This window comes from Methylomagnum ishizawai, from assembly GCF_900155475.1.
GTDB classification, from domain to species: domain Bacteria; phylum Pseudomonadota; class Gammaproteobacteria; order Methylococcales; family Methylococcaceae; genus Methylomagnum; species Methylomagnum ishizawai_A.
Map to the genome: position 1 here is coordinate 3,656,286 of NZ_FXAM01000001.1, position 17,207 is coordinate 3,673,492.

11 protein-coding genes and 1 pseudogene are annotated in these 17,207 nt (G+C 66.1%); 8 read left to right on the forward strand and 4 right to left on the reverse strand.

Features of this window, described 5'->3' with window-relative positions:
- Nucleotides 1-145: 145 nt before the first annotated feature.
- Nucleotides 146-289, forward strand: coding sequence for a hypothetical protein (locus B9N93_RS25605; RefSeq protein WP_176225290.1), 144 nt, complete (start codon nt 146-148; stop codon nt 287-289).
- Here the strand turns inward: B9N93_RS25605 and B9N93_RS16360 are convergent.
- Nucleotides 281-1,936: an IS1634 family transposase gene (locus B9N93_RS16360; RefSeq protein WP_085214819.1), complete on the reverse strand. Its 1,656-nt coding sequence runs from the start codon at nt 1,934-1,936 to the stop codon at nt 281-283. The two genes, B9N93_RS25605 and B9N93_RS16360, sit on opposite strands and share 9 nt — an antisense overlap.
- Before the next feature lie 64 nt (nt 1,937-2,000).
- On the opposite strand from B9N93_RS16360, the pseudogene B9N93_RS16365 reads away from it, so the two are divergent.
- From B9N93_RS16365 to B9N93_RS16375, 3 genes and pseudogenes are all read left to right on the forward strand, one after another.
- Nucleotides 2,001-2,579: pseudogene (locus B9N93_RS16365) on the forward strand (pyridoxal-phosphate dependent enzyme); the annotation flags it as partial.
- A gap of 64 nt (nt 2,580-2,643) precedes the next feature.
- A protein-coding gene (locus B9N93_RS16370; protein ID WP_125468899.1) for an IS630 family transposase occupies nt 2,644-3,776 on the forward strand; the annotation gives its coding sequence in 2 pieces (ribosomal slippage) (nt 2,644-3,076 and nt 3,076-3,776; 1,134 coding nt in all).
- Nucleotides 3,709-4,059, forward strand: coding sequence for a pyridoxal-phosphate dependent enzyme (locus B9N93_RS16375; protein WP_085215324.1), 351 nt, complete (start codon nt 3,709-3,711; stop codon nt 4,057-4,059). Before B9N93_RS16370 ends, B9N93_RS16375 begins: the two co-directional genes overlap by 68 nt.
- On the opposite strand, the gene pgaD is transcribed toward B9N93_RS16375, so the two are convergent.
- The 3 genes from pgaD to pgaB are packed head-to-tail and all read right to left on the reverse strand — an operon-like array spanning nt 4,040 to nt 7,834.
- On the reverse strand, nt 4,040-4,480 hold the full coding sequence (pgaD, locus tag B9N93_RS16380) for a poly-beta-1,6-N-acetyl-D-glucosamine biosynthesis protein PgaD (RefSeq protein ID WP_176225291.1): 441 nt from the start codon (nt 4,478-4,480) through the stop codon (nt 4,040-4,042). The genes B9N93_RS16375 and pgaD overlap by 20 nt on opposite strands.
- Nucleotides 4,470-5,882: a poly-beta-1,6-N-acetyl-D-glucosamine synthase gene (pgaC, locus tag B9N93_RS16385; protein WP_254899410.1), complete on the reverse strand. Its 1,413-nt coding sequence runs from the start codon at nt 5,880-5,882 to the stop codon at nt 4,470-4,472. Before pgaC ends, pgaD begins: the two co-directional genes overlap by 11 nt.
- Before the next feature lie 14 nt (nt 5,883-5,896).
- Entirely contained in the window at nt 5,897-7,834 is a 1,938-nt protein-coding gene (gene pgaB, locus B9N93_RS16390) for a poly-beta-1,6-N-acetyl-D-glucosamine N-deacetylase PgaB (protein WP_085215326.1), read from the reverse strand.
- A gap of 376 nt (nt 7,835-8,210) precedes the next feature.
- Here pgaB and B9N93_RS16395 point away from each other — a divergent pair, with 376 nt between their 5' ends.
- Genes B9N93_RS16395 through B9N93_RS16410 form a run of 4 tightly spaced genes read left to right on the forward strand, consistent with a single transcriptional unit; the run spans nt 8,211 to nt 17,163 of the window.
- Nucleotides 8,211-9,443, forward strand: coding sequence for an MdtA/MuxA family multidrug efflux RND transporter periplasmic adaptor subunit (locus B9N93_RS16395; RefSeq protein WP_085215327.1), 1,233 nt, complete (start codon nt 8,211-8,213; stop codon nt 9,441-9,443).
- The gene (locus B9N93_RS16400) at nt 9,440-12,550 is read left to right on the forward strand and encodes an MdtB/MuxB family multidrug efflux RND transporter permease subunit (protein ID WP_085215328.1); all 3,111 of its coding nucleotides are present in this window, start codon (nt 9,440-9,442) and stop codon (nt 12,548-12,550) included. Before B9N93_RS16395 ends, B9N93_RS16400 begins: the two co-directional genes overlap by 4 nt.
- A 36-nt stretch (nt 12,551-12,586) precedes the next feature.
- The gene (locus B9N93_RS16405; RefSeq protein WP_085215329.1) at nt 12,587-15,685 is read left to right on the forward strand and encodes a multidrug efflux RND transporter permease subunit; all 3,099 of its coding nucleotides are present in this window, start codon (nt 12,587-12,589) and stop codon (nt 15,683-15,685) included.
- Nucleotides 15,682-17,163 carry an efflux transporter outer membrane subunit gene (locus tag B9N93_RS16410; protein ID WP_085215330.1) on the forward strand — a complete coding sequence of 494 codons (1,482 nt, stop codon included), beginning with the start codon at nt 15,682-15,684 and terminating at the stop codon, nt 17,161-17,163. Before B9N93_RS16405 ends, B9N93_RS16410 begins: the two co-directional genes overlap by 4 nt.
- Nucleotides 17,164-17,207 lie beyond the last annotated feature (44 nt).

The following is a 17,207-nucleotide window of genomic DNA, read 5'->3' on the forward strand; positions in this document are numbered from 1 at the left end:
TCCGCCGGACCGGGTCCGGGCCGGTGTGGGCGAACATGGCGGACCCATCCTGCCCGTTCGCACCCCGCCCGTCCATCAGCATCTCTTGCCGCCGTGCCGATATTGCCGAAAATCGGCGTTGAAACCCAACCCTCCAGGAACCCCGATGCCCGCGCCGCCCCCACCCCTACGTACAGTGGTCCGCCCCACCACCGTCATCGAATCCGAACCGCTCTCGCGCCAACTCGGCCTGCGGCTCACCCTGGTCAGCGAAACCTTCCAGCCGTCTTTCCGCACCCCTTCACGCTGAATTGGCATATAGCTCGGCGTAGCGGTTGCCGAGCAGGTCGAGGATTGTCCTGTGGTGGAGGTTGAGGCCAAGAACGAGGGTTTGGGAGTCCATGACTTTGAGCAGGCGGATGCCGGAAAAGTACTGGAAGACCCAGCGTGCGGTGGGGCACTGAGTGGCCTGGCCCTTCTGGTCGGGGAAGGATCGCTGGCTGATTTGCAGGGTCTGGCGGATCCGCCATTCGATGGCGGCGTAGATCAGCAAGCACAGGGTCATCACCATGAGCAAAGCCATCAGGCGGCGGGGCGATTTCAGGAACAGCGTGGAGGCAAGAAAGAGTGGGTCCTTCAAAAAACGGAATCCACGCTCGACCTTCTGTTGGCCCTTTTTGTAGAGGTCGATGACCCGGCCGTCGGGGAGCGCCTGGCCGTCCAGTTCGTTGGTGGCGACGATGAAGCAGCTTTTGCGGTCCAGCGCCTGGCGGTGGAGATCGATCCGGGAAGCCAGGCCCCCTTGGACGAAGTATTGGTGGGCGTCCGGTGGCTGGCCCTGGGCGGGACGCCCCTGCTTGGCGTAGCGGGGACGGGCGAGGACCTGGGCGTCGTGGACCGAGGTGAGCTTGTGCTGCTTGCGGAAGGCGCACAAAGCGGCTTCGGCGTCCGCCGCGCAGGCGAAGGGGGTCCTTTGGAGCCGGTCGAAGGCTTTCCACTCGGCCTCGCCCTGGGCCAGGTGCCGTTTGCCCAAGGCCTTCCCCGCGCGGTGGCGGGCGGCCTGGGTATGCACGACCAGCCAACGCTGCCGGATGCCGCCATGCGTAACGCACAGGCTCCGGAAGGCCAGTTCCTCCGGGCTCCGCGCCAGGTCGCCCGCCACCGCCAGGGTCAACTCGCGCGCCAGGCCGACGGTCTCCGGCACCCGGCTGATCCAGCCGAAGCCGTCCAATTCCCGCAGGGTTTCCCCGGTGTAGAGCGCGCTGTCGGCCACCAGATATTCCAGCCCCACGTCGGTCCGCAATTGCCCAACATGGGCCGACACCGTCTGGCGGAAGTCGGCCTGGTCGCTGCTGTTCCCGCCGAGCGCCTTCATGAGCAAGGGAATCCCGGCTTCGTTCTCGCAGATGAACTGCGCCACCACCTGGTTCAAATCCGGCCGGTGGTCGCGGCTGTACCCCTGGGTGACGCGGACGACTTCCGGCTCCTCCCCACCCTTGGGCTGGCCGTCGGTGTGCAGGCTGGTCGCGTCCAGGTGCCCCGTCCGGCACGCCAAGCCCAGCCGCTTCACCGCCTGCGCCGCCAGCGCGGCGAACAGTTCCGTGGGGCCGTACCGGTGGATGGCGTCCAGGGCGCGGCCCAACGCGTCGTCGTTCAGGTGCTCCGCGAGGACGCCCGGCCCCAGCAGCCGTTCCACCGGCTTGTCCTGGAAAAACCGGGGCATCAGGTACAGCGTCCTCTGCACGAACCCCAGGCCGTTCAGGATCATCGCCTTCACCAACACGCCCACCGACAGCTTGCGCTGTCCATGGTCCTGCGGAACCAGGCGGTCGATCAGTTCCACCAACCCCAGTTCATCGACCATCCCCGCCACCAAGCCCAGGTGATCGAGGTCCTGGACGGCATAGTCGGCGGCACCTCCTTCACCCGCCGCCGGGATCGAAACCGTCGAAGTCATGCTCCCTCACTCAGAAAAGGCCAAAGTGTAGGGCATGGGTGCGGAATGACGGTTCCAGCACACCGGCAGCTTCAAATTCCGCGCGGCCTATGGCTTGGCCGCAGCGGTACCGCATCCCGTCATCGTCGCCGCGTCCTCCGGCAATTTCGGGCAAGGGCTGGCCTATGCCTGCCGTTTGCTGGGGAAAAGCTGCGTGGTGGTGATGCCGACCACGTCGGCGCAAGTCAAGGTCGAGGCGGTGCGGAGCCACGGCGGGCGGGTGGAATGGGTGGACGTGGCGGTCACCAGCCGGGCGCAACGGGTGGCCGAACTCGCCGCCGAATCCCCGGAGGCCTATGTCGCCAGCGCCTACGACGATCCTTGGGTGATCGAGGGTAATGCCAGCCTGGGCGAGGAAATCGCCGGCCTGGGCAGGGAGTTCGATGTGGTAGTGGCCCCGGTCGGAGGCGGCGGACTCACGGCGGGCTTGATTACGGGATTGCGGCGGGCGGGGTGCGGGGTGCCGGTGTGGGGCGCGGAACCGGCCCTCGCCAACGACGCCGCCCGCTCGCTACGGGCGGGCCGGATCGTCGCCAACGACAGCGAGCCGCCCACCTTGGCCGACGGTGCCCGCACGCTCAGCCTAGTGCAGCATCACGCCTAGGTTGCCGGGTCTAAGGCTTGAAGGTTTGGCGGGCATTGCCAAACCGAGGGACCGGAGGTGTGAGATGGCGAAGCGATACCGGGTGACGCTCACCGCCGAGGAGCGGGGCGATTTGAAGGGGTTGATCGGGAGTGGCAAAGGCGCGGCGCGGAAGCTGGCCCATGCCCGCATCCTGTTGCAGGCCGACGAGGCCGAGGGCGGTCCGGGCCGCACCGACGCCGGGATAGCGGAGGCGTTGAACGTGGACGTCCGCACGGTGGAGCGGGTACGGCAACGTTTCGTGGAGCAGGGCATTGAAGCCGCCTTGGTGCCCAAACCGACCGACCGGGTGTACGCCCGCCTGCTGGACGGGGAGCAGGAGGCGCGGCTGATCGCGCTGGCCTGTTCCGAGCCGCCCGGGGGCAAGCCGCGCTGGACGCTGCGGTTGCTGGCGGACCGGATGGTCGAACTGGACTACGCCGAAACCGTGTCCTACGAAACCGTGCGGCGCACGCTCAAAAAAACGAGCTCAAGCCCCACCTCCGCAAGATGTGGGTCATCCCGCCCAAGGCCTCGGCCGAGTTCGTAGCCGACATGGAGGACGTGCTGGAGGTCTACCGGCGGCCCTACGACCCCAGGCTGCCGGTGGTCTGCTTGGACGAGTCCTTCGTCCAGTTGGTGGGCGAGGTGCGCGAACCCCTGCCGATGGGGCCCGGCCAGCCGGAGCGCTACGACAGCGAGTACGTCCGCAACGGGGTGGGCAGCCTGTTCATGGCCTTCGAGCCCCTGGCGGGATGGCGCGAGGCCCGGGTCACCGAGGGCCGGACCCGCAAGGACTTCGCCGGAATCGTCCGGGACCTGGTCGATGGACGCTACCGGGACGCGGACAAGGTCGTGGTGGTCATGGACCAGTTGAACACGCACTCGGCGGCCAGCCTGTACGAGGCCTTCCCGCCGGAGGAAGCCCGGCGGATCGCCGAGCGCTTGGAGATCCACCACACGCCCAAGCACGGCAGTTGGCTGGACATGGCCGAGATCGAACTGAGCGCCCTGGCCCGCGACCTGCCCGAGCGCGTCGGCCAACGGGACGACCTGGTCCGCCACGTCGCCGCCTGGACAGAGCGCCGCAACCAAACCCAGGTCAAGGCCAATTGGCAATTCACCACCGCCGACGCCCGCATCAAGCTCCGCAAGCTCTACCCCACATTCGACGGGTGACAGAGCACTAGGACGGCATAACTGGGAAATCTTGCGGGAAGGGCTGGCCGGTATCGTCGAAGTCCCGGAAGCCTGGATCGCGGAGGCGGTGCGGCTATTGTTCGCGGTAGCCCATCTCAAGGCCGAGCCTACCGGCGCTTTGGGGCTTGCGGCCTTGTTGGCGGAACCGGGACGGTTCCGGGGCGCGTCCGTGTGCTGCGTGGTCAGCGGCGGCAATGTGGACCCGGAGGTCTACCGCCGCCTGTTACAACAGCGGGTCCGTGCTAACGCACCTCCAATTTGAGAATCCGCCCGGCGCTATCGAAATGGACCGTGGTATGACGGCTGTTCCGGGCCAGGGCGAGTTGCCGTCCGCCCACGCCGAATTCGCGCCGCAGGTCTTCCTGCGGCACGGGCAGCGGACAGGGGGCGGGCCGCCGCCGCTCCCGGCGGTCGTTATAAACTGTCCAGGCGCACCAGCCGCCCAGGAGGCCGGCCAGGGTCTTGCCGTACAGGAACAACAGGATGCGCAGGCTCAAAGAGCCGCCCGACAGGTTGACCCACCAGGAGCAAACCCGCACGTCCAGCCACCAGCCGCACAATTCGACGAAAGGAAAGGCGAAATATAGCCACAAGGCCCAGCCGCACAGCAGCAGCGCCCAGGAAGCCAGCCGTTGGCGCGGATTCTGCCAAGCGGGCTGGTCGATGACGAGTTCAATCGTCACGTTTGAAAACTCCTCTATCCAAAGTAACCCACACCGCCCGTTGTCCCCGGCGCTTGCGCAAGGCCCGCGCCATCCCGGCCACGGTGGTGCCGACATTGATGAGCCAGTAGGCCAGGGGGTACCAGATCATCCAATAATAGTAGCGGCCCGGCTGGCCGTTGCCGTAGGCTTCGTAGCGGGCGTCGATGGCCATGCTGACCGCGAACTGCGCCAAGCAGGTCACGCTGAGCAGCATCCCGGTCCAGTCGGGCACCAGGGCATCCCAGAAGTCGCGGGATGGATGCAGCGCCCAGCCCAACAGCGCCAACACCATCAGGTGCGCCCAAACATAGCCCGCCAGGCATTCGAGATAGATCGGCCACAGCCGCCGTGCCGACCAGCGCCACACCGACCGGCCATAGCGCAGCAATACTTCCGCCCCGCCCTGCGCCCAACGCACCCGCTGCCGCCACAGCCCGGCCAGGGTTTCCGGCATCAGCACCCAGCACAGGGCGCGGGGTTCGTAGCGCAATTGCCAACCGTCCAATTGCAGCTTCCAACTGATATCGATGTCTTCCGTCACCATGTCCGGGCTCCAATAGCCGACCCGGTGCAAGGCGCTGCGGCGGAAGGCCGCGATCACCCCCGATACCGTGAAAATCCGCCCATAGACCCGCTGGGCGCGTTTGATGAGGCCGATGATGGCGGAGAACTCGCCGACCTGGAGCTTGCCCAGCAAGGTCGAACGGGTGCGGATGCGCGGATTGCCGGTCACGGCCCCCACGCGGGGATCGTCCAGGAAATGGCGCAGCAGCCAGGGAATGGCGTCCGGGTCCAACAGGGCGTCGCCGTCGATGCAGATGAGATATTCGCTGTTGGCGAGCAGGGCGGCGGTTCGGAGCGCCACCGCCTTGCCCTGGTTCGAGGCCAGGTTCAACACCCGCAGCGCCGGGAAATCGAGCGCCAATGCCTCCAGGATCGCCAGGGTGTTGTCGCGGCTGCCGTCGTTGATGGCGATGATTTCGTAGTGGGGATAATCCAGCCGCCGCAGATAGCCGAGGGTTTCGTGCAAGGTGGCCCCCTCGTTGTAGCAGGGGATCAGGATGGAGACCGGAGGCTGTTGCGGCAGGTCGGGCACGCGCCGCCCGGCCCGGTGTTGGGGCCGTTCCCAGCGCAGGTAGAAAATCCCGGCCCCGATCATCCAGGCATAGGCCATGAACAAGGGATAGTAGAACACGAAGGCCGAAATCCCCTGATCCAGCACAGGCCAAGGCAAGCCGGCCAGCCAATCCAGGGCGGCGGCGGCTTGGCGTTCCAAAGCCGCCTCGAACATCAAGAAATCCGACCCGACCGCCGCCAGCGGTGCGGGCAACCCGTCCAGGCAGGGGATGAAGCCGTCCAGGACGGTGGCGCAATGGTTCATGGCAAGGTCCGGGTTCAGGGCGCGGGTGGCAAGGCGAAAACGGCTTCCAAATCCTGGGCGCGGGGCTGGTCGCGGAACGGGTTGTCCGGGTAATAGCCGAGATGCACAGCCCCCAGTTCCTGCACCCGCCGCATCTGCTTGAGGAACACGTCCATGGGAATATCGCTATGGTTGCGCCAGTCCACGCTTTGCAGCTCGAACACGGTTTTGCGGAGACCATCGGGATATAAGGCGGCTTTCAGCACCAGCTCGGTCAGCCAGGCGTCGGGATTGTCCGCCTCCTCCATGAACGGCATCGCCTCGACCGCCACATAGTCGTAATCGGCCAGGGCGGCGGCGTAGGACTGGGCGAACCATTCCTCCGAATACGGCTTGAGCAAGGGCAAGGCGTAGAGGTTGCGGGCGGTCTTGAGCGTGGGCCGGTAGCGCCGCGCCCGTTCCGCGAGTGCCTGGGTGAAGGCGTCGAGGGCGGCGGTCTTATGTTGGGCCCAGCGCATCCGGGTGTCGGGACTGGCGTGCAGCGCAGCGAAATCCTGGGGCAGGCCGCGGACTTGGCGCAGGTCGGCCAGCCCCGCCGGACCCACATCCTCGTAATCGGACAGCAAGGCATCGTCGTGGAACAACAGCCCGGCGAAATTGGCGTGCTTGGCGAGGTCTTCGTAAATTTCGCCGATCAGCTGGCGGGCCTCCGGCTGGAAGGGTGACAGGCGCTTATAGACATGGCTGGACAAACGCGGCTGGCCGTCTTTCCACTCGTGGACGAACCAATCCTCCGGGCGGGCGACCCGGAACGCCAGCACCGGCATCCAGGCATAGACCTTGGCCCGCACCCTGGTCTTGATCTGCCACGCCACCCGGTTGAACAAATCGGCCCGCACCGGCAGGTGGCGGTTGGGGAAGTACAGGGCTTCGGCGTTGCCATCGCCATCGGGATCGGCATAGGCTTGCAGGAATACGGTATTGGCGTGCATCGTCCGCAGCCGGTCCAACAGCAAGCCCAGGTTATGCTCGGTCTGGGCCGGGTCGGGATCGTAGAGATAGTCGATATCGACATGCGCTACCCGCAACGGGCGGTCGGCCCGGAGGCGGGTCATCATCTGGGCGAAGCCGTCGATATCCGGGTTCTCGGCCACCAATAGCCGCTTCACGGCGGGCAGGTCGGCCAGGGTATTGCGGCCATCGGCCAATCCCAGGGTGATGGGCATTCCGGCGTCCCGCGCCGCGTCGAGCAGGGCTTGGTTGTATTCGCCGTAGGGCCAGGCCACCACCCTGGGCCGTTGCCCGGTGCGCTGGCGCAAGGTGTCGGCACTGCGCCTTAGGTCGCCCTGGATGCGCTGGTTATATTCGGCATCGTTTTCGTAGCGCCCGGATGCGGCATCGTAGCGGCGGGTGGTCAAGGCCGGTTGGGTATTGCCCTGGGGATTGCCAATCAAACCATGATGGCTGTCGTGGCTGTGCGAAGCCACCTCCACCAGCCCGGAGCGGACCACTTCGCGCACCTGGTCCCACCCCAGGAAATCGCTGCGGGCCCAGGGTTCTTCCTCGCCGTAGGGCACCTTGCCGCCGGGCGGCACATCCAACCAGGAATCCACCAGGGCGATCAGGGCCGGATAGTGGTACTGCTTGAGCAAGGGGAAGACCTTGCGGTAGAAATCGGCATAGCCATCGTCGAAAGTCAGCAAGACCGCCTGGTCCGGCAAGTGCTTGCGGCCCGCCTGGGCATCGACCAAGTCCTGGACGCTGACGACCCGGTAGCCATTCTGTTTGAGCCAGGCGAACTGGGCCTTGAGATTGGCGAGGCTGACCACGGTGCGGCCCAGCGCTTCCGAGGGCGGCACCTCGTCTTCGACTTCGTGGTAGGACAGCGCGATGAACGTGTCGGCGGTCCAGCCCTGGGCGCTGGCACCCAGGCATAAACAGAACAACGTGAATAGCAAATATTTCTTGAACATAGGCCCATGGATGGACGGAGGCCGGGAGGGGCGGCTTTAATCCTAGGCGGGATTTCGACACGCACAAGTCGCGGCGACCCCGGAAATCTACCATCCCATGAAAACCCATAGCCGTTCCCCCAATCCGGCGGGTGTCCGCTGGCTCGCGGGGCTGGGGCTGGCCACGTCCTTCCGGCGCAGCAACGTAAAAAAATGTAAAAGCAACGCACTTCATCAACCCCATGAATTAGCATAGGTCCAAGACGCCGTACGCCACCCCGACATTCGGGCGACGTCGACTTGCAGCGGTCGGGGCATTAAGCCGGACCGCCCCATGCAACCCCCAGCCCGCGCCCCATAGATCGATGCCTCCAAGCCGCCTGTTCCCGCCATCCCGATGAAAGCCACAGAGACCCCCCAATCGGCGGCAATCCCGCCGGGATTTTCCAAGCTGCGCTGGCTGGCCTTGTTGCCGCTGGCCGCGCTGGCGGCCTGGACCTATCAATACTTCGCCGCCACCCCGCCCCCAGCGCCGCCCCCGGCCAGGATGGCCCCGGCGATACCGGTCGCCGCCGCCACCACCACCCGCGAGGATTTCCCGGTCTATCTGAACGGACTCGGGACCGTGACGGCGCTGCATACCGTGACGGTGCGGCCCCGCGTCGATGGCGAATTGATCCGGGTGGCCTACCAGGAAGGCCAGAAGGTCAAGCAGGGCGAACTCCTGGCCGAGATCGACCCCCGGCCCTTCAATGTGCAATTGCAACAGGCCGAGGGCCAACTGGCGCGGGATGAAGCCCTGTTGCAGAACGCCGAACTGGACCTACAGCGCTACCGGACCTTGTTAACCCAGGATTCCATCGCGGCCCAGCAGGTCGTCACCCAGGAATCCCTGGTCAAGCAATACCAGGGCACGGTCGAAACCGACCGGGCGCAGGTGGCGAACGCCAAGCTGCAACTCACCTATGCCCGAGTGACCGCCCCGATCACCGGGCGGGTCGGGCTGCGCCTGGTCGATCCGGGCAATATCGTCCAGGCCAGCGATACCGGCGGGCTGGTGGTCATCACCCAGACCGAACCCATCGCCGTGGTCTTCACCCTGCCCGAGGACGAGTTGCGGCCCGTGATGCGGCGCTGGCATCCCGGCCAGGAAATCCCCGTCACCGCCTACGACCGCCAAGGCAAAAACCGGCTGGCCGAGGGCGTGGTCTACGCGGTGGACAACCAGGTCGATCCCACCACCGGCACCTTCAAGCTCAAGGCCCGCTTTCCCAACCCGGACCAAGCGCTGTTCTCCAACCAGTTCGTGAATATCCGCATGACCCTGGACACCCTGGCCGCGGTGGCGGTGGTGCCTTCCGCCGCGATCCAGCATGGGGTCAATGGCAGCTTCGTCTATGTGGTGCGGGACGACCGGACGGTGACGGTGCGACCCGTGGCGACCGGACCCGCGGAAGGGAACAAGACGGCGGTGCGACAAGGTCTCGCGCCCGGCGAGCGGGTGGTGGTGGACGGCACCGACAAGCTGCGGGAAGGCACCCAGGTGGAACTGGTCCAGCGCGACGGCCAGCGCCAACCGGAACCGGCGGAACCCAAACCGGAACCCCCCCAGCGGGGCCAGCGTCCATGAACGTGCCCGAAGCGTCCGCCGCGCCCGCGTCCTTCAATCCTTCGCGCCTGTTCATCCTGAGGCCGGTCGCCACATCCTTGCTGATGTTGGCCCTGCTGCTGGCGGGCTTCCTGGCCTACCGGACCCTGCCGGTGTCGGCCCTGCCCCAGGTGGATTATCCGACCCTCCAGGTGGTGGCGCTCTATCCCGGTGCCAGTCCCGAAGTCGCGGCCTCGGCCATCACCGCGCCCTTGGAACGCCAGTTCGGCCAGATGCCGGGACTCAACCAGATGTCGTCCACCAGTTCCGGCGGCGCGGCGGTCATCACCCTGCAATTCGCCCTCGATCTGAACCTGGATATCGCCGAACAGGAAGTCCAGGCGGCCATCAACGCCGCCACCAGCTTCCTGCCCACCGACCTGCCGATGCCGCCGGTCTATAGCAAGGTCAATCCCGCCGACGCGCCGATCCTGACCCTGGCCGTGCGCTCGCAAAACCTGCCCCTGCCCAAGGTGGAGGATTTGGTCGATACCCGGCTGGCCCAGAAGATCGCCCAATTATCCGGCGTGGGGCTGGTGTCCATCGCCGGGGGCCAGCGCCCGGCGGTGCGTATCCAGGCCAATCCGGCGGCGCTCGCCAGCTATAACCTGGGATTGGAAGACCTCCGCGCCGCCCTCGCCGCCGCCAATGTGAACCAACCCAAGGGCATGTTCGACGGCCCGGCCCGCGCCGCCACCCTCGCCGCCAACGACCAATTGCATTCGGCGGCGGAATACCGGGAATTGGTCATCGCCTACCGCAATGGCCGTCCGGTGCGGCTCTCCGATGTCGCCGACACGGTGGACGCCGCCGAGAATATCCGGCTGGCGGCCTGGGCCAACGACAGCGCGGCGGTCATCGTCAATATCCAGCGCCAGCCGGGAGCCAATGTCATCGAGGTGGTGGACCGCATCCAGCGCTTGCTGCCGGAGTTGCGGGCGGCGCTGCCCCCCGATGTGGAGGTGGTACCGCTGACCGACCGCACCGCCAGTATCCGCGCCTCGGTGCGGGACGTGCTGGCCGAGTTGGTGCTGGCCGTGGTCCTGGTGGTGGCGGTGATTTTCGTGTTCCTGCGTAGCGCCGCCGCCACCACCATCCCCGCCGTCGCCGTGCCGCTGTCCTTGGTCGGGACGTTCGGGGCGATGTATTTCGCCGGGTTCAGCCTCAACAACCTGACCTTGATGGCCTTGACCATCGCCACCGGCTTCGTGGTGGACGACGCCATCGTGGTGATCGAGAACATTTCGCGCCATGTCGAGCAAGGCGAATCGCCGTTGCGGGCCGCGCTCAAGGGGTCGGAGCAGATCGGCTTCACCATCATTTCGTTGACGGTATCGCTGGTGGCGGCTTTGATCCCGCTGCTGTTCATGGGCGATGTGGTGGGGCGCTTGTTCCGGGAATTCGCCGTGACCCTGGCGGTGGCGATTTTGATTTCCGCCGCGGTGTCGCTGACCTTGACGCCGATGATGTGCGCCAAGCTACTACGCCGGACCGAGGAGGCAACGGAAGGCCGCTTCCACCGCGCCACGGGCCGCTTCTTCGACCGCATGATCGCGGGCTATGGCCGGATGCTGGAATGGGTGTTGCGGCATCAGGGCGCGACCCTGCTCGCGGCGCTGTTGACCCTGGCGCTGACGGTGGCGCTGTATGTGCTGGTGCCCAAGGGCTTTTTCCCGGTGCAGGATACCGGCATCATCCAGGGCGTTTCCGAAGCGCCGCAAAGCATTTCCTTCGCCGCCATGGCCGAGCGCCAGCAAGCCCTGGCCCGCGTGGTGCTGCAAGACCCGGCGGTGGAGAGCCTGTCCTCCTTCGTCGGCGTCGATGGCACCAATCCCACCCTCAACGCGGGCCGCTTCCTCATCAACCTGAAGCCCCTGGAAACCCGCCGCATCCATGCCTCGGCGGTCATCCGGCGGCTGCAACCGCGCCTCGCCCAGGTCGAAGGCATCCAGCTCTATCTACAGCCGGTGCAGGATTTGACCATCGAATCCCGTATCAGCCGCACTCAATACCAGTTCACCCTGGAAAGCGTCGATCCCGATGAATTGTCCCTCTGGACCCGGCGCTTGGTGGAACGGCTGGCCGCCGCCCCGGAACTGGCCGATGTCGCCAGCGATCTGCAAGACCGGGGCTTGCAGGTGTATCTCGCCATCGACCGCGCCACCGCCGGGCGGCTGGGCATCACGGCGGCGGCCATCGACAACGCCTTGTACGACGCCTTCGGGCAACGCTTGGTCTCGACCCTGTTCACCCAGTCCAATCAATACCGGGTGGTGTTGGAGGTGAAGCCGGAATTCCGCGTCGGCCCGGCCGCTTTGGACCAGTTGCGCATCCCATCCAGCAATGGCACCCAAGTCCCGCTGTCGGCCATCGCCACGGTGTCGGAACGTCCGGCCCCGCTAGCGCTGAACCATCTGGGCCAGTTCCCGGCTTCCACTATTTCTTTCAACCTGGCCCCCAACGCGGCGCTGGGCCAAGCGGTGGACGCCATCGAACACGCCAAGGCCGACATCGGCCTGCCCACCAGCGTGCATACCGCCTATCAGGGCGCGACCCTGGCGTTCGGCGCGTCGCTGTCCAATACGCTGTGGTTGATCCTCGCCGCCCTGGTCACGGTGTACATCGTGCTGGGCGTCCTCTACGAGAGCTATATCCACCCCATCACCATCCTCTCGACCCTGCCGTCCGCCGGGGTGGGTGCGCTGTTGGCCTTGCTGCTGGCGGACACCGAACTCGGGATCATCGCCGTCATCGGCCTGGTCCTGTTGATCGGCATCGTCAAGAAGAACGCCATCATGATGATCGACTTCGCCCTGGAAGCCGAGCGCAAGGAAGGCAAGCCGCCGCGGGAAGCCATTTTCCAAGCCTGTTTGCTGCGCTTCCGCCCGATCCTGATGACGACCTTGGCGGCACTGCTCGGTGCTTTGCCCTTGATGCTGGGGAGCGGCATGGGCTCGGAACTGCGCCAACCGTTGGGCCTCGCCCTGGTGGGTGGCTTGCTGCTCAGCCAGGTGTTGACCTTGTTCACCACGCCGGTGATTTATTTGGCTTTCGAGCGGCTGGCGCGGCGGGAGGTGGCGGGTGATTAAGCAGCCGCCAGAAAAACAGAACGGGCGGCCTAAGCCATGAACCTCTCCGCCGTGTGCATCCGCCGCCCGGTCGCCACCACCTTGCTCACCCTGGGCGTGGCCTTGGCCGGGATGTTCGCGTTCTTCCGGCTGCCGGTCGCGCCTTTGCCCCAGGTGGATTTCCCGACCATCGCGGTAATGGCGAACCTGCCCGGTGCCAGCCCGGAAACCATGGCGGCGACAGTGGCGACACCCTTGGAGCGTTCCTTGGGCCAGATCGCCGGCGTCACCGAGATAACCTCGTCCAGTGCCCAAGGCTCGACCCGGATCACCCTGCAATTCGATTTGAACCGGGATATCGACGGGGCCGCCCGCGATGTGCAAGCGGCCATCAACGCGGCGGCGGGACTCTTGCCCACCAACCTGCCGAGCCGCCCCAGCTATCGCAAGATCAATCCGGCGGACTCGCCGATCATGATCCTGGCCCTGACCTCGGACACGATGACCCGCGGCCAGATGTACGACGCGGCCTCCACCGTGCTGGCCCAGAAAATCGCGCAAATCCAAGGCATCGGCCAAGTCACCGTCGGCGGCAGTTCATTACCCGCCGTGCGGGTGGAATTGAATCCCGCGGCCCTGGGCCAATACGGCATCGGCCTGGAGGAAGTCCGCGCCGCCCTCGCCGCCGCCAATGCCAACCGGCCCAAGGGCGTGGTCGAGGCCGGAAACCGGGTCTGGCAAATCCAGGCCAACGACCAAGCCCAAACCGCCGCCGAATATCTGCCCTTGATCGTGGCCTACCGCAACGGCGCGGCAGTACGCATCGCCGATTTGGGCGGGGCGGTGGACTCGGTGGAGGATATCCGCAACGCGGGCCTGAAAGACGGCAAGCCCTCGGTGCTGTTGATCCTGAGCAAACAGCCCGGTGCCAATATCATCGAGACCGTGGAGCGGATCAAAACCCTGTTGCCACAGTTACGGGCCTCGATTCCAGCGGCCATCGACCTCTCCCTGGCCATGGACCGCTCCGCCACCATCCGCGCTTCGGTGGACGAGGTGGAACGCAGCCTCTATATCGCCGTGGGGTTGGTGATCTTCGTCGTGTTCGTGTTTCTGCGCGACCCGCGCTCGACCTTGATCCCCAGCGTCGCCGTGCCAGTATCCCTGATCGGTACCTTCGGCGTGATGTCCCTGTGCGGCTATAGCCTCGACAATCTCTCGCTGATGGCCTTGACCATCGCCACCGGCTTCGTGGTGGACGATGCCATCGTGGTCCTGGAAAACACCGCCCGCCATATCGAGGCCGGCGAGCCGCCGTTCCGGGCCGCGGTGCGCGGGGCGGGGGAAGTGGGCTTCACGGTGCTGTCGATGAGCCTGTCCTTGATCGCCGTGTTCATCCCCTTGTTGCTGATGGGCGGGATCGTGGGGCGCTTGTTCCGGGAATTCGCGGTCACGTTGTCCAGCGCGGTGCTGGTGTCGCTGCTGGTATCGTTGACCACCACGCCCATGCTGTGCGCCCGCTGGCTGAAACAACCCGAACCCCGGCGGCTGGGCCGCGTCCCGGCCTGGACCGAAGCCGCGTTCCTGGGCCTGCAACGGGGCTACGAACACAGCCTCGGCTGGGCCTTGAACCATGGGCCGCTGATGGTCCTGCTGCTGTTGGCGACGGTGGCTTTGAACTTCCATTTGTACGCCATCATCCCCAAGGGCTTTTTCCCGACCCAGGACGGCGGGCGCTTGATGGGGGCGATCCAGGCCGACCAGGGCATTTCTTCCCAGGCCATGCGGCAGAAACTGGCCGATTTCGTGGATATCGTCCGCCACGACCCGGCGATTTCCAGCGTGGTGGGCTTCATCGGCGGGCAACAGGGCGGCAACAGCGGCCTGATGTTCGCGGAGCTGAAACCGCCCGCGGAACGGGGTGCCTCCCTGGACCAGATCATGGGCCGCCTGCGCCAACAACTGGGCCGGGAACCGGGGGCCAACCTGTTCCTGCAACCGGCCCAGGACCTCCGGGTCGGCGGCAGGATGGCGGGGGCGCTGTTCCAATATTCGCTACAGGCGGAAAGCCTGGAAGACCTCCGCGCCTGGACACCCCGGATCGTCAAGGGCTTGGCCGGCCGCCCCGAACTGGCCGATGTCAACACCGACCAACAGGACAAGGGCCAGCAAATCGATGTGGTGATCGACCGTGCCTCGGCGGCGCGGCTGGGCCTGACCCTGGCCCAGATCGACGCCACCCTGAACGACGCCTTCGGCCAGCGCCAGGTCTCGGTCATCTACAATCCTTTGAACCAATACCATGTGGTGATGGAATTGGCCCCCGAATATTGGCAACAGCCGGACAGCCTCAAAACCCTTTACCTGCGGGTTCCGCCCAGCGCCACGCAACCGGACGGCGCGAACGTGCCGCTGACGGCCATCGCCCGGTTCGGGCCGACCAATGCGCCGCTTTCGGTCAACCACCAGGGCCAATTCGCGACCGCGACGGTTTCCTTCAACCTCAAGCCCGGCGCTTCGCTGTCGGACGCGACCCGCGCCATCCGCGCCACCCTGGACGAACTGGGCGTGCCGGAATCGATCCATGGCAGCTTCCAGGGCACGGCCAAGGTGTTCCAGGAATCCCTGGCCAACCAGCCCTGGCTGATCCTCGCCGCCCTGGCGACCGTCTATATCGTCCTGGGCATCCTCTACGAGAGCTATGTCCATCCCTTGACCATCCTTTCGACGCTGCCGTCCGCCGGGGTCGGGGCTTTGCTCGCCCTCCTCGCCTCCGGGACCGAATTCAGCCTGATCGCCCTGGTCGGCGTCATCCTCCTCATCGGCATCGTCAAGAAGAACGCCATCATGATGATCGACTTCGCCCTGCACGCGGAGCGGGCGCTCGGCATGGACCCGCGCGCCGCCATTTCCACCGCCTGCGCCTTGCGGTTCCGGCCCATCCTGATGACCACCTGCGCGGCCTTGTTCGGAGCCTTGCCCTTGGCCCTCAGCACCGGCTATGGTTCGGAACTGCGCCGTCCCCTGGGCATCGCCATTTTCGGCGGTTTGATCGCCAGCCAGTTGCTCACGCTCTACACCACCCCGGTGGTTTATCTCTATCTGGACCGGTTCCAACGTTGGATCGGCCCCCGTCCCGGAAAGACCGCGCCATGACCCAAGCCACGAAACCCTCGGGAACCGCCGTCGCGCTGGCCTTGCTCGCAGGCTGCGCCGTCGGGCCGGATTACGTCAAGCCGGCAGCGCCCGCACCGGAGGCTTTCAAGGAAGCGCAAGGCTGGAAACCGGCGCAACCCCGCGACCACGCCCTGCCTGGCGCGTGGTGGGAAATCTTCGGCGACCCGCAATTGAACGCGCTGGAACAAGCCGCCACCCACGACAATTTCTCCATTGCCCAGGCCGAAGCCCAATACCGCCAAGCCCAGGCCTTGGTGCAATCGGCCTGGTCGTCCTTCGCCCCGACCGGCTCGGCCACCGCTTCGACCAACCGCTCGCGGTCCGCCAGTGGCCAAAGCGTGGCGGTATCGGGAGTGCGCAACCTGTTCAATGTGGCCCTCAGCGCCAGTTGGGAACCGGATTTGTGGGGGGCGGTGCGGCGGCAAGTGGAATCCAGCGAAGCCAGCGCCCAGGCCAGCGCCGCCACCCTGCAAGGCGTGCGGCTCTCGGTCCAGGCCACCCTGGCCCAGGATTATTTCCAGTTGAGGGCTTTGGATGCGCAGAAAAAGGTGCTGGACGATACCGTGGCCGCCTATGCCAAGACCTTGGAACTGACCCGCAACCGCTATGGCGTGGGGGTCGCGGCCAAGGCCGATGTGGTCCAAGCCGAAATGCAACTGGAATCGGCGCGGGCGCAGGCCCTCGACCTGGGCGTGCAGCGGGCGCAACTCGAACACGCCGTGGCGGTGTTGACCGGGAAACCGCCCGCCGCGCTGGACCTCGCCGCCGCGCCGCTCACCGCCAAGCCGCCGCCGGTTCCCGTGGGCCTCCCGTCGGAATTGCTGGAACGCCGGCCCGACATCGCCGCCGCCGAGCGCCAGGTCGCCGCCGCCAACGCCAAGATCGGCGTGGCCAAGGCGGCGTATTTCCCGACCCTGACCTTGTCCGCGTCCAATGGCTTCCAAAGCTACAGCCTCTCCAGCCTCTTCAACGCGGCGCGGCGTTACTGGGCCTTGGGTCCGGCTTCGCTGTCCCTGCTGGTGTTCGACGGCGGTGCCCGCAGCGCCCAGATGAAACAGGCCATCGACGCCTTCGACGCCAGCGCCGCCGCCTACCGCCAAACGGTGCTGACCGGCTTCCAGGAGGTGGAGGACCAGCTGGCCGCCCTGCGTATCCTGGAACAGGAATACGCGGTGCGGGCCAAGGCCGTCAAAGCCGCCCGCGAATCGGTCGCGCTGACCCACAACCAGTACCAAGCGGGCACCACCGGCTATCTCGAAGTGATGGTCGCCCAAGCCGCGGCCCTCGACAACGAGCAAGCGGCGGTGCAGGTGCTGGGCAACCGCATGGTGGCGGCGGTGCTGCTGGTCAAGGCATTGGGTGGTGGCTGGCAGGCATCGGCCCTGCCCAGCCCGGAACAGGCGGGTGGCGAAGTCGAATGGTACGAATATTTCCCAGTGCCGGTGCCGGTGCGCTAGCCCGCATTCGGTTTGGGTGTACGGATAATTCCTGGAGTCCACAG